At 62.2% G+C, this 13,366-nt stretch carries 11 protein-coding genes; 6 read left to right on the top strand and 5 right to left on the bottom strand.

Features of this window, described 5'->3' with window-relative positions:
• Positions 1-10 precede the first annotated feature (10 nt).
• From AS189_RS15685 to AS189_RS15665, 5 genes are all read left to right on the top strand, one after another.
• A complete protein-coding gene (locus AS189_RS15685; RefSeq protein WP_062290924.1) occupies positions 11-916 on the top strand; it encodes an SIS domain-containing protein in 906 nt (301 codons plus the stop codon).
• A 200-nt stretch (positions 917-1,116) separates the two neighbouring features.
• Positions 1,117-2,088 carry an ROK family protein gene (locus AS189_RS15680; RefSeq protein ID WP_082634361.1) on the top strand — a complete coding sequence of 324 codons (972 nt, stop codon included), beginning with the start codon at positions 1,117-1,119 and terminating at the stop codon, positions 2,086-2,088.
• Positions 2,089-2,162: 74 nt separating this feature from the next.
• Entirely contained in the window at positions 2,163-3,173 is a 1,011-nt protein-coding gene (locus AS189_RS15675; RefSeq protein ID WP_062293855.1) for a 1-phosphofructokinase family hexose kinase, read from the top strand.
• Between the two features lie 45 nt (positions 3,174-3,218).
• The gene (locus AS189_RS15670; protein WP_062290921.1) at positions 3,219-4,070 is read left to right on the top strand and encodes a class II fructose-bisphosphate aldolase; all 852 of its coding nucleotides are present in this window, start codon (positions 3,219-3,221) and stop codon (positions 4,068-4,070) included.
• A gap of 34 nt (positions 4,071-4,104) precedes the next feature.
• Positions 4,105-4,902, top strand: a complete 798-nt coding sequence (locus AS189_RS15665; RefSeq protein ID WP_062290918.1) for a DeoR/GlpR family DNA-binding transcription regulator — start codon at positions 4,105-4,107, stop codon at positions 4,900-4,902.
• Positions 4,903-4,975: 73 nt separating this feature from the next.
• Here AS189_RS15665 and AS189_RS15660 read toward each other — a convergent pair whose 3' ends face one another.
• The gene (locus tag AS189_RS15660; protein WP_062290915.1) at positions 4,976-5,677 is read right to left on the bottom strand and encodes a response regulator; all 702 of its coding nucleotides are present in this window, start codon (positions 5,675-5,677) and stop codon (positions 4,976-4,978) included.
• Positions 5,674-7,314 (bottom strand): sensor histidine kinase, encoded by a 1,641-nt coding sequence (locus AS189_RS15655; RefSeq protein ID WP_062290912.1) that lies wholly within the window; start codon positions 7,312-7,314, stop codon positions 5,674-5,676. The genes AS189_RS15660 and AS189_RS15655 overlap by 4 nt, the downstream gene beginning before the upstream one ends.
• A 147-nt stretch (positions 7,315-7,461) precedes the next feature.
• On the opposite strand from AS189_RS15655, the gene AS189_RS15650 reads away from it, so the two are divergent.
• The gene (locus AS189_RS15650) at positions 7,462-8,877 is read left to right on the top strand and encodes a cation:dicarboxylate symporter family transporter (protein ID WP_082634359.1); all 1,416 of its coding nucleotides are present in this window, start codon (positions 7,462-7,464) and stop codon (positions 8,875-8,877) included.
• A 155-nt stretch (positions 8,878-9,032) separates the two neighbouring features.
• Here AS189_RS15650 and efeB read toward each other — a convergent pair whose 3' ends face one another.
• From efeB to efeU, 3 genes are all read right to left on the bottom strand, one after another.
• Complete coding sequence (gene efeB, locus AS189_RS15645) at positions 9,033-10,322, bottom strand: iron uptake transporter deferrochelatase/peroxidase subunit (protein WP_062290909.1); 1,290 nt, start codon at positions 10,320-10,322, stop codon at positions 9,033-9,035.
• On the bottom strand, positions 10,323-11,564 hold the full coding sequence (gene efeO / locus AS189_RS15640; protein WP_082634358.1) for an iron uptake system protein EfeO: 1,242 nt from the start codon (positions 11,562-11,564) through the stop codon (positions 10,323-10,325).
• A 97-nt stretch (positions 11,565-11,661) separates the two neighbouring features.
• On the bottom strand, positions 11,662-13,296 hold the full coding sequence (gene efeU, locus AS189_RS15635; protein ID WP_062290906.1) for an iron uptake transporter permease EfeU: 1,635 nt from the start codon (positions 13,294-13,296) through the stop codon (positions 11,662-11,664).
• Positions 13,297-13,366 lie beyond the last annotated feature (70 nt).

Here is a 13,366-nt window from a genome sequence, read left to right as displayed (position 1 = left end):
ATGCGCGTACATGAGCGAGAACACCCAGCTTGGCCCCTTCATGGACGCCGAACTTGTCAGCCAGCCCGAAGTTTGGGCCAAGGCCATTGCCCAGTCCAAGAGCGAGAATCTGTTGCCTGCTGATGGACAGCGCGTGGCCGTCATTGGCTGCGGTACCTCGTGGTTCATGGCGCAGAGCTACGCCACTGCGCGCGAAACTGCCGGTAAGGGTGTCACTGACGCCTTTGCTGCCTCAGAGGCTTTCCTCGGTGCCGAGCGCGGCTATGACGCCGTCATTGCCATCACCCGCTCAGGTACCACCACCGAGGTGCTGGAAATCCTGACGGCCATCAAGGGCACCGTGCGCACCGTTGCGCTGGTGGGCGATATCAACTCTCCGATCATGACGTTGGCTGACGCCGTCGTCGAGCTTCCTTACGCCGATGAGAAGTCAGTGGTGCAGACCCGTTTCGCCACCACGGCACTGACGTACCTGCTGACCAGCGTTGGCGTTGATCTGACCGCGGCCATTGAAGATGCCAAGACAGCCGTTACCGCCCCGGTTGAGCAGGAGCTCATTGACGCCGAGCAGTTCACCTTCCTGGGCACCGGTTGGACTGTGGGTCTGGCTCACGAGGCTGGCCTGAAGATGCGCGAAGCAGTGCAGGGCTGGACGGAATCGTACCCGGCCAAGGAATACCGTCACGGCCCCATCTCCATCGCCGCCCCGAACCGAGTCACCTGGATGTTCGGCGATCAGCCCGAGGGTCTGGATCGCGACATGGTCAAGACCGGTGCCCTGTACATCAACACCACTGTGCACCCGTTGGCGGAGCTGGCCCGCGTGCACCGCGTCACGCTGGAGCGCGCCCGCGCCCGCGGCATGAACCCGGACCTGCCGCGCAACCTGACCCGATCGGTCATCCTGGACGACTAGTAGTTCTGAATTACCAGTCAATCCAGACCACGAGTGACTCTGGATGAACCTGTCTGCACCTCAGCCCGGCACGGGCTCTGCCGCTGACTAAAATGTTAGGCACCCCACGTTCTTCATCACGTGGGGTGCCTGCCGTTTACTTCCCACCAGTCCCGCACATCATGGATGCCCGCGGGTGCTGCACGCCGAAAGAGACTTTCATGAACACCTTGACCAACCGCGATGGCGATCCCGGCGCTCAGCACACCGCCGAGCTGGTGGATGCCGTTCTGGCCTTTGACATTGGCGGAACTGACATGAAATCCGGGATCATTCTCGGCGACATAACCAGCGGTGACATTGAGGTCATGGATGTTGCGCGCAACCCCACGCCACTTGACGGTGCCCGCTCGGGTGAGACCGTCTGCGCCAGGATTGTGGAGCTGACGGCTGTGTACCGTGCGGCCCACCCTGAGCTGAATTTCTCCGCCGTGGGGGTGACGGTGCCGGGCATTGTGGATGAAACCGCAGGCATTGGCGTTTACTCCTCCAACTTGGGCTGGAAGGACTTTCCCTTTACGGCGACCTTGAGCGAGGCGCTCGGTCTCCCTGTGGGATTCGGGCACGACGTCGGCATGGCCGGTGAAGCTGAATTCCGTCTGGGTGCCGCTGTGGGCAAGAAGGATGTGCTCATCTTGGTGATTGGCACCGGTATTGCCGGGGCAGTTTTGTGCGACGGTCGCCGTGTGGCTGGTGGCGGATATGCGGGCGAGATTGGCCATGCTCTGGTCCCGGCGCCCGACGGTTCCTTGGTCATCATGGAGTCGCTGGGCTCCGCAGGTGCAGTTGCCAGGCGCTACACCGAGGCCACCGGCAACACTGTTGCTGGCGCCCGCACCGTGGTGGCTCTGGCCGCCGCAGGCGACGCCGCCGCCAGCGCTGTATGGGGCGATGCCATCAATGCCCTGGCATTTAGTATTGCCCAGTGCGTGTCCATCCTGGGAACCGAAACCGTAGTCCTGGGAGGCGGGCTTTCCATGGCCGGAGCTGCCCTCTTTGAACCTCTGGCCGCCCGCGTGGATGAGCTGCTCACGTTCCACCGCCGCCCCGAATACCTGCATGCGGCGTTGGGTGAAAACGCTGGACTCATTGGTTCGGCACTGAAGGCACGGAGCCTGGCGGCGAAAGCATGAACGCCAACAGCCCTGTCGACCCAAATAGCCCAGCCAGCTCAGCAAGCCCAGCCAGCTCAGCAAGCCCAGCCAGTTTGGCGAGCCCAGCCGGCGAAGCCTCGGCCACGCCGCCAACCGGCCCAGCCAATAACGTGGTCCTGACCGTTACGCCGAACCCTGCCGTGGACCTCACCTACACGGTTGCCGGAGTGCACCTTGGCTCCTCGCACCGGGTGCCGACGCCGCTGAGCCGCGCAGGCGGCAAGGGCCTGAACGTTTCACGCGTGGCGCATCAGCTGGGTCACCCCACGCTGGCCATTGCCACCGCTGGCGGCGCTACGGGGGAGCAACTCCGGCAGGATCTGGAATCTGCCGGGATCTGGCACCAACTGGTTTCCGTGGCGGCACCGACCCGCCGCACCATTGCGCTCGTCGATACCGCTGCGAATAACACCACGAGCATTTTCAATGAGGTTGGCCCGGCGCTGGCCGCCGCCGAATGGCAAGCGCTGGCGGCTGCTGTGGTGGATAACCTTGCCGGAGTTCAGACGCCCCACGGCGTGCGCCGGCCAGGTGTCTTGGTGGGCTCGGGCTCCCTGCCGGATCAGGCACCTGCTGATTTCTACCCGGCGTTGGTGGCACTGGCCCACGCGGCAGGCGTACCTGCCATCATTGACACCTCCGGCGACGGCATTCTGGCCGCAGCCAAGGCCGGCGCGGATCTCCTCAAGCCCAACAACCACGAGTTAATGGAAGCTGTGGGGGAGAGCAATCTGGTTGCCGCTGCCCGAACGCTCATGAGACTGGGGGCCCGACGCGTTCTGGTGAGCGTGGGTGAAGAAGGCATGCTGGCCTTGAGCGCTGATGCCCCCGGCCGCTACCTGCAGGCCAGGCTCCCCGCACCGTTGAGCGGAAACCCCACCGGTGCGGGAGACGCGGCGGTGAGTGCGGCCGCCGTCGCACTTGCCAATGGGGAAGCAGACCTGCGGGAAATCCTGCGCCAAGCCACCGCATGGAGTGCTGCGGCAGTCCTCATGCCCGGCGCCGGTGAAATCTCGCCCACGTACGCCGAGTTGGCCAGCGCGCTCATCGTCACCGACCACTAATCTTCTGCCACTTTGGGCAGCACTGAACACAAAGGACGATCTTTCATGGCTTTGAGCAACACTCGCGACATCATGGATCTAGCGGCGAAGGCCGGCACCGGCCAGGGTGCGTTCAACGTGATCCACCTCGAGACCATCGAGGGTCTCATTGGCGGCGCCGAAGCAGCCGGACGCCCTGTCATCTTGCAGATCTCGGAGAACTGCGCCGCGTACCACGGCGGCCTGGAGCCGGTAGCTTTGGCCACTTTGGCTGCTGCGCGCAAGGCCTCCGTGCCGGTGGCAGTTCACCTTGACCATGCCGAAGATGAGGCGTTGGCGTACCAAGCCGTTGATCTGGGCTTTGGCTCCATCATGTTCGACGGCGCGCACTTTGAGTATGAGCAAAATGTTGAGGTGACGGCCCGCGTGGCCGCTTATGCCCACGAGCGCGGCGTGTACGTTGAAGCGGAGCTGGGCAAGGTGGGCGGCAAGGATGGTGCGCACGCCCCCGGTGTGTTGACCGATCCCACCGAGGCTGCCGCGTTTGTGGCTGCTACTGGCGTGGACGCACTGGCAGTGGCCGTTGGTTCATCGCACGCCATGACTGAGCGCAGTGCTGCCCTGAACCTTTCCCGTATTGCGGAGCTGAAGGCTGCCTTGGAGGTGCCGTTGGTGCTGCACGGGTCCTCTGGAGTGTCCGATGAGAACATTGTGGCAGCGATTGCCGCAGGCATGACCAAAATTAACGTGTCAACGCATTTGAATGGCTTCTTCACGCGTGCTGTGCGCAGCTACCTGGACGAAAATCCTGCGGTGGTGGATTCACGCAAGTACCTTGGCGCCGGCCGTGCAGCCCTGATTCCGGAAGTTGCGCGGTTGCTGGACCTTTTTGCCGGCGCGACCCACAGCCACAACTAAACGCGAGCTGCGATACGCAGCCTAGGATTGAACAATGAACAGAACTGAACGACTCACCGCGATCTTGAACCTGCTTGCCGCAGAGGGACAGGTGGAGGTCGATGAAATCGTGGAGAAACTCGCCGTTTCTCCTGCGACGGCACGCCGCGATCTGGACTCACTGGCCAACGAGCGCTTGCTGACACGTACCCGTGGTGGGGCCACGAGCGGTTCTGTTTCCTATGACCTTCCTGGGCGGTACAACCGCGACGATCATGCCGAAGAAAAGCAGCAGATCGCCCATGCCGCCAGTGCGCTGATTCCCAAAGGTGCTGTCATTGGGCTGTGTGGTGGAACCACCAGCACGGCCTTGGCCCAGGTCTTATCCACGCGTGAGGACCTGATGGTCCAATCGAACCGGCCCACCTTGACCGTGGTCACCAACGCCATCAACATTGCCGCCCAGCTGGCCATCCGCCCCAACTTCAAGATCATGGTCACCGGCGGCATCGTTAACCCGCGCTCTTACGAGTTGGTGGGACCGTACGCTGACACCATCTTGGCGCGCGTGGCCCTGGACTTCGCCTTCATTGGTGTCAACGGCATCGAGCCCGGTTCCGGCCCCACTACCAATGATGAGGGTGAGGCGTCGGTGAACTCCAAGATGGCCCGCCGCGCCTCCGAGGCCTACATTTTGGCTGACGCCTCCAAGATTGGAAAACGGGCCTTCGCCACCATGGAGGAACATGATTTCCGCAACCTCATTACTGATTCACGGATCACGGCAGCTCAATTGGCAGCCTTCAACGAGGCCGGAACGCATGTGATTGTGGCCCCCGAGATTCAGCGCTAACTTAAATTCAGCACTGACTTAAATTCAGCACTGACTTGTAGGGGCACGGGTTGCAGGGAGCGTGGCTAGCCGCTCAATGGGGGAGTAGCCAGCGGTACTCCAGCTCCGGGCGGCCGGGGGAACCGTGCCGTGGCGACTTACTGGCGGAACCGGTTTCCACCAAGTGATCCAGATACCGCCGTGCAGTCACCCGGGACATGGCCAGTTCGGCAGCGGCCTCGGTGGCTGATGCCGGATGTTCATGGGTGCGGAGCCAATCAACTACCGTGCGAAGCGTCTCCGTCAGCATGCCCTTGGGCAGCACCAATTTCCCGGTAGGCCGCAATGCCGATAGCGCCAGATCGATGGATTCCTGCGAGGTCTGTGCCCTGTCCGCCAGCACGGAGTGGTAGCTGCGGTAGTTCTCCAGTTTTTCCCGGAACGCGGAAAAAGTGAAGGGCTTGATCAGGTACGCCGTGATGCCCAGCGCAATGGCCGATCGCACCACGTGGACATCGCGGACCGCCGTGATCGCCACAACATCGGGGACTAGTCCCAGCCCGTGGATGCGGCGCAGCAGGTCCAGGCCGTGCCCGTCGGTCAGGTTCATATCCAGCAGAAGCAGCTGCACGGCAGGGATGGCGGGATCGTTCAGTGCATCCAATGCCGCCTGCATGCCATGTGCCTCGGCCACCACCTCAAAGCCGTCCAGTCGGCGCACATAGGCTGCGTGCGCGGCCAACGCAATTGGTTCATCGTCCACCACGAGGACCCGGATGGGGGAAGGGGTGCTCATGGTGTTCCGTTCGTTGATGGGGAGTGTGCTTCAAGGGCGTCCACGGGGAAAACCGCTGTCATGAGGGCACCGCCGTCGTTCTCCCCGGTGATGGTCCCACCGAGAGCGGCGGTAGCGCGGCGGATCAGAGCCATGCCGTAGCCGCGTCCGCCTGGGGCCACCGAGGACTTATCGGTGGTGCCTATTCTGCCAAGGACATCCAGATCGGTGGTGGGCAGGCCGGGGCCGTTGTCGGCAACCGTGATGGTGAGCTCGCCGTCAGCCACCAGCAGATCCACCCACACTGTGGGATTGTGTGCACAGCTTGCGGCGGCGTCCATGGCGTTGTCCACCAAGTTGCCCAGCAGTGTCACCAATTCGCGCGGATCTAGGGTGTTGGGCGGCAGAGTCCCGGCCGCTGTCAGCTCCAGCGTCACACCAAGCTCAGCGGCTTGGGCGCGTTTTCCCAATAAGAGTGCGGCCAGGAACGGCTCATCGAGGGCTTCGACAAACTCCCCGCCCAGCCGCACGGTGTCACGATGTTCGGCCGTAGCGAAGTTCAAGGCTTCGCGGGGACGATCCAGTTCGATCAGGGAAATGATGGCGTGCAGCCGGTTTGAATGTTCGTGGGTTTGGGAACGCAGGGCCTCCACCAAGGTTTGAGTACTGCTGAGGTTGCTGGCCAGAGCCGTCAATTCTGTGTGATCACGCAAGGTTGCCACCGTGCCCGCCGGGGCGTTCTTTCCCGGAGCGAGAGCCGGGCGCTGGCTAACCACCAGGAGGCGGTCCCCGGCTAGATGGACCTCATCCGTGGCGGTCCGCCCGCTCTTCAGCAGCTCCCTGAGCGAATCAGGCAGCCCGAGGGAATCCAGACTGGGCTGCGCTGCTGCTGTCTGCCCGGCAGGGGGCGCCTTGATGATCCCCAAGAGAAGCGCGGCATGATCGTTGTAGAGCACCATGGCGCCGCGTGTGTCCACCAGAACCAATCCCTCACGTACCGAATGCAGCACCGATTCGTAGTAGGCAAACAGCTGGCCCAGTTCTTCAGGTCCCCAACCAAAGGTGACCCGTTTGAGGTACCGGCCCAGTGCCCAAGCGGCCAAAGATCCGGCGATCAGGAGCGCGGCTGCCAAAGCAGCTACGGCCGGGAGCCTGCTCGCCACCAGCACCTGGACGTTGTCCACGGTGGTGCCGGCAGCCACCATGCCCAACACCGTCCCGTCACTGTTCTGAATGGGAACAATGACACGGACCGAAGGGCCCAAGGTTCCGGCAGTGGTCTCAAAATACGTGTGTCCGGCCTGTGCCTGAGCGATGGATCCCACATACTTCTTGCCAATTTCTTGTGGATCGGGGTGGGTCCAGCGCACGCCTGCGGGAGACATCATGGTGATGAAATCGACGTGGGCATCGGCCATGACGGACGTGGCATACGGCTGCAGAATGGCGCTCGGATTCGGTTCTTGAGCCGCAGCCAGCACGGCAGGGGAATCGGCGATCGCGGTGGCGACGGCAAGCATGCGCGCGCTGGTCTGCTCATAAGTGCGGGAGCCGGCGTCGTACACCATCACGGTGGCCAGCCCGGCAGCCAAGAGCACCACCAAAAACAGGTTGGCAACAAACAACCTGCGGGCAATACTCCAGCCGCGCCACACCATGAATAACCTTTCGTGCGACCAATATGAACACAACGGTGAGATAAGTCACGTTGCGAGGCAATCTTATGTGAGGCGGATCGCACAGCCCACCTACCAATGCTAATCACCAGCGGCGCACACCAGCAAAGCAAAACGCAAGGAGTCACCATGAGCTCTCAAGGACGAGGGACCCTCAGCACGGCCAAACCCAAGCGGCGCAGAATGGATAAGACCCATTGGCTGTATATTGCGGTCATCGCGGCCGTGGTATTTGGCGCCGCCATTGGTCTGCTGGCCCCTGAAGTTGGCAAGTCACTCAAGCCGCTGGGAACCATGTTCATTGCGTTGATCAAGATGGTCATTGCGCCCATCATCTTCTGCACCCTCGTGATCGGCGTTGGCTCCATTGCCAAGGCTGCCACCGTGGGCAAGGTGGGCGGCCTGGCTCTGCTGTACTTCATGACCATGTCCACAGTGGCGCTGGCCATTGGTCTGCTGGTGGGCAACATTATCCACCCGGGCGCCGGTCTGCACCTGCAGCCGTACAAGGCCGGTGGCGGCGCCGAGGAAAACTCCACGGTGAAGTTCCTCATGGAAATGATTCCCGGTGACATCCCCGTGCTGCCCACTTTGGTACTGGCACTTATGGTCGGTTTCGCCGTGCAGTCCCTGGGCAAGGCCGGCGAGCCGGTGCTCAACGGTGTCAAACACATTCAAAAAGTGGTCTTCAAGCTGATGACCATGATCATGTGGCTCGCTCCGGTCGGCGCCTTTGGTGCCATCGCCGCCGTAGTCGGTGCCACGGGTTGGGCCGCCATTGGTTCCATGGCCATCCTCATGGGTGCCTTCTACCTGACCTGTGCACTGTTCATCGTGGTGATTCTAGGTTCCATCCTGCGTCTGGTGACCGGCCTGAACATTTTCACCCTGATGCGTTACCTGGGCCGCGAATACCTCCTGATCTTCGCCACATCCTCCTCCGAATCGGCTCTGCCGCGACTGATGGCCAAGATGGAACATGCCGGAGTTTCCAAGCCCGTTGTGGGCATCACCGTCCCCACCGGTTACTCCTTCAACCTTGACGGCACCGCCATCTACCTGACCATGAGCGCCTTGTTCATCTCCACCGCCATGGGCCTGCCGATGAACCTGGGTGAGCAGATTGGCCTGTTGGTCTTCATGGTCATTGCCTCCAAGGGTGCTGCCGGTGTCACCGGAGCTGGTCTGGCCACCCTCGCTGCCGGGCTGGCGGCCCACAAGCCGGTTCTGCTCGACGGCATGGGCGTCATTGTTGGCATCGACAAGTTCATGTCCGAGTGCCGCGCCCTCACCAACTTCACCGGCAACGCTGTGGCCACCTTGCTGATTGGCAAGTGGACCAAGGAGCTGGATATCGAAAGGGCCCGCGAAGTCCTGGCCGGCCGGAACCCGTTCGATGAAATCAACATGGAGGACGACGACCACGGTTCTTCTTCTGGTGCCAGTGAGCAGAGCGCTGCGGGTACTGATAGCGCCGCTGGTACTACCGGCACACGTGGTTCCGATGGCCCCGCTCAGGGCGAGCGCGTCCCCGCAACGGTCTAGTTTCACCCGAATTTCACCCGATCCATCGCTGAGTGTCCACATAAGGTACGTTTCAGGCCGTTTTCAGGCTGGAAACGTACATTATGTGGACACTCGTGGTTGTGGGGTGCTCAGAAATAGCGGATTCGTGGTTCTGGAACCGGGGCCGGAGGGGTTTAGGCGAAGAATTCCTTGCCATAGTAGCTACCGGCGGCGGGCAGACCGGCGGGAACGGCGAAGACGCCCGAACCCACATGGCGGATGTACTCGTTGAGTCGATCCGATTTCCCCAGTTTTCGCTGCAGGGCAATAAACTGCTCCGGGCTGCGTTGAAAGCTCAGGAACATAAGCCCGGCATCCAGACGGCCCACCGAATCCAGGCCGTCCGTGAAGTTGTAACCCCGGCGCAGGATCTTGGTGCCGTTGTTGTTTTCGTGAGCGGCCAAGGCTATGTGTGAGTCCGCTGCGATGACCGTCTCATCCGCTGTGCCGCCAGCTACTGCGGCGTGGAAGTCCGGGACGTCGTGCTCTTTGGCCCCGGTCAGCGGAGCGCCCTCTTTCTTGGTCCGGCCAAAAATGGTTTGCTGATCGCCAATGGGGTCTTCGTCCCACGTCTCAATCAACATGTGAATCTTCCGGGCCACGAGGTAGCTGCCGCCCACCATCCACGGCTGGCCTGCTTCCTCGCCAACCCACACCTGGTCCGAAAAATCGGCGGGTTCTTGGATATTGCGGGTGCCGTCCTTGAAGCCCATGAGGTTTCGCGGCGTGGCTTGCTCAGCTCCGGCAGATGCACGGCCAAAGCCCAGCACTGTCCACTTGGTCCGCACCGAGGTCCGGGCCATTCGGGCCAGGTTTCGCACAGCGTGATAGGCCACCTGAGGATCGTTGGCACAGGCCTGAATGCAGAGGTCGCCCCCGGTCAAGGCCGGATCCAGCGACTCGCCGGCCATGGCGGGAAGGTCCGCAAAATCGACCGGTTTGAACTTCTCCAGCCCAAACCTGCCGTCAAATAACGATGGCCCAAAGCCCAGCGTCAGCGTCAACCCCTGCGGCCCCATGTCCGTGGCTTCACCTGTATCAACGGGAATGGCTTGTTCGCGTTCAGGCTGCACCTTCCCCACGGGGGAACCCGCCGTCAGCTCGGACATGGCGGCCGACCACTTGGCCAAGACCAGCTGCAATTCCACGGCCGTTAGCGCCGTCACGTCAAAGGCGGTAAAAACCAGATGGTCCTGCGGGGGAGTGTCAATCCCGCCCTGATGCTGCCCATAAAAGGGGTATGTCAGAGAAGCCCGCTCGGCCATGCGGACTTCTTCGGAGACCGGCTCGGGCGCCGCGGCGGCGGCAATAGCCGTACCTCCGGCGGCGCCCAGAACCAGCCCCCCGGCACCGGCCACGGCGGCAGATCCGCTCAAGAACCTGCGCCGGGAAACCTTGTCCGCGGCAGGAGTGATCTCAGTCATTTAGACCGTGGCTACTTTCTCAGCGATCTTGGCCAACGGTGCCTGCAACGACTGAATCAGGGCGGTGAGCTTGGCGGCGTCGGACTTCTTCAACTCGTCCGTGTAAGCCTTAAAACCACCCAGCGCGTTGGCATCCTTGTAGCCATCCAGCGACGTGTTGACCGTCTCGAACTGGCCGGAAATCTGCTTGGTCAGGGCGGGATCAATCTCGTTCAGCGCCGGCTTGAGGTACTCAAACGCCTGCTGTGAACCTTCAATATTGGCAGCAAAATCCACCAGATCCAGCTTGGAGTACGCCTCTTCTTCGCCGGTGATCTTGGAGGACTGAACTTCTTCAAGGAGTCCGCTAGCACCGTTGGCCAGCTCCTCAGGCTTGTAGGAAGCGTTGGTCTCGAGCTCGGCCGTCAGCGTCTTCAGCGTGGCAACATTCTTCACAATGCCAGCGGCCAGAGCCTTGGAGGACGCCGTGATGGCCTTAGCCTCGAACAAATCCTTTTCCAACGGGTGGAAGCCAGTCCACTCTGTTCCAGGTTCGACGTCGGCCACGCGAAGGTCGAGCGCGGGGTCCAGATCGGGGAAGCTCTCAGCGACTGGTTCGATCCGCTCGAAGAACGGGCGGGCCTCGGCGTACGCCTTCTGGCTGGCGGTAACATCACCGGAATCAACGGCAGCCTGCAGTGTGGCCGCTGCCAGCACCAGACTGTCCACCTGACCGGAGACATACTTGGCGTAGCCATCGGTGCCCTGCTTGAGTAAACCGCTCGTACCGTTGGCGGCGGCGGATGCGGCTGCACCACTCACGCTGAACGGCTGGTATTCCTTGCCGGCACCGGGGCAGTACAGCTGGTATTCGCCACCAGTGAGCGTGACGGTGAAGCTCACGGACTTCAAGCCAGGAATCACGTTTTCACGCTCACCCAGGATGCGCTTATCGCTGAGCAGTTCTACCTCGCTGACACCGGAAGCGTCCTTGTTAGCGATGGTAAACGTGACGGGACCGGCCGGGGCCGAGGTGAAATTGGGGACGCAAGAATCCTCGCCGTCGACCTTTTCAACGCTGACCGCGATCTGGGCTGCGCCATTACTCACCGACGCTGTGCCACCCTTTGCGGGATCCGCGGCGTTGCCAGCGTTGGTGGTAGCTGCGCTGCCGCACGCTGACAAGGAAAGGGTGAGCACAGCCATGCCGGCTAGAACGGCCGGTGCCACTGAGCGGAAGGGTCGGGGGGCGAAGGAGATCATGAAAGTCCTTGAAGGTAGAGATGAAAAGAACGCGGGTGAAAGACGTTTGGGGAGCGCAAAGGGCCGGTTGGCATAAGCCAAGCGCTGGAGGGAAGAGTTACGGGGAGGGTGCTGTAACGAGCAGCTGGCGCCGGTTGCGGCGGCCGGCAGCGAGCAGAACCATCGCGGCAATGAGGAACACGGCAGGAAGGTAGCGGGACCACAGCACGTTTTCGGTGCTAGCCGCTTCAAAGCTGTTGAGTTCGGTGACGGCGGCCGTGACGTCGTCTTCGGGCACCAGCCATCCGTCGTGGCCGGATACGGCGATGGTACGCGGGGTGTTCAAGCCGCCGCCGCTCAGCGTCACGGTGGCGCTCTGCGTATTGGAGGCGTCGATGATGGCATCGTTGACGAGCCACACGGAGATTTTGCCCTTGTGGGTCCAGACTGCCGTGAATGGTCCTGGGTTGCTGGAACTGCTAATACCCACCGGCGTCCGCCCGCCGTTGAGCTCGGTCAAGGCAGTCACGGAGAGGCTGGCGGGTTCGCCCTGTCCATCAGCGGTTGCCACAGCGGTGTAGGCGGAGACTGTGCGCCCGGCGTGGGATTCGCTGCCATGAGGGGTGAGCGGGTAGCTGCTCTGGGTGCCGTCGGCAGCTGTGACGAGCAGCGTCTTCTCGGCGGTGGCAGCGGCACCTGAGATGGCATCGGAACCAGACCCTGCTCCGGAACCAGACCTAGCTCCGGCAGCAACGTCCGCGCTGGCGGCGTCGCCCGAGGTGAGTTGCAGCTTAACTCCCGCCTCACCTGCGGAGGTGATGGCCGGCGTCGTACTTGTTGGCGAGAGGGGATTGGCGGGGATGGCAAGAGGGGCGGCGATGATCAGCACAATCGCGGCTGCGCCGAGGACACCGGCGGCGATGAATTGCACACGCGGCAGGGCTGCTGCGGACGGGCGCCAAGTGCGCGGCCACAGGATGAACGCCAGCATGGGGAGCAGATAGAGGGCCCAGCCCAGGACCTCCACCACGCGTGGATCGCTGGGGATGCCCAGAACGCCTGTCAGGATTGCTGCACGCGCACTGCCGTTGGGAGCGAGCCACGCCAAGGTAACTGTGGGATCCTGGCCCACGTTGACCCAGCCGGCCTCGTGGGCGGTGCGCAGGGATTTCATGACCAGACCGGCGGCGACGAACACCAAAAAGACGCCCGTGGCCTTGAAGAACTTGGCCAGGTTGAGTTTAATGGCTCCGCGGAACAGTAGAAAGCCGACCCCAGCGGCAATGGCCAGGCCCAGCAAGGCGCCGGTTCCGGCGGCGACTGGACTGAGGGAGGACTGGAACGCGGCCACCATAAAAACGGCCGTTTCGACGCCTTCACGCAGGACCGCGAGGAAGGCCATGGTTGCCATGGCAACGACTGAGCCGCCCTTGATGGCCGATCCGGCATGAGCTTCGAGCGAGGATTTCATGGATCGGGCGTTTTTGCTCATCCACACAATCATGAACGTCACGATCACCACAGCCACCACACCGATGACGGTTTCCATGGCTTCTTGCTGCTGCTGGGGGAGCGCGGCGGAGACGATTTCCAAGATGATGCCCACGAGTGCGCTGAGCACTACGGCCGCGCCAACGCCGAGCCACATGGGCTTGAGGGAGACGGAATTGCGGCGCAAGAAAGCGGCGATCATGCCCACGATCAATGCGGCTTCAAGGCCTTCTCGCAGGCCAATAACTAGTGTTGCAAGCACCCAATGCTCCGGGATTCCATGGATGGGAAAAACTGGGGAGTGCCTCAGCTCTCAGGCAAGGCTACCCTTA

Origin of the sequence: Arthrobacter alpinus, from assembly GCF_001445575.1 — a bacterium.
GTDB lineage: Bacteria > Actinomycetota > Actinomycetes > Actinomycetales > Micrococcaceae > Specibacter > Specibacter alpinus_C.
The sequence above is the reverse complement of the archived record's forward strand: the minus strand, read 5'-3'. Positions and strand labels throughout refer to the sequence as shown.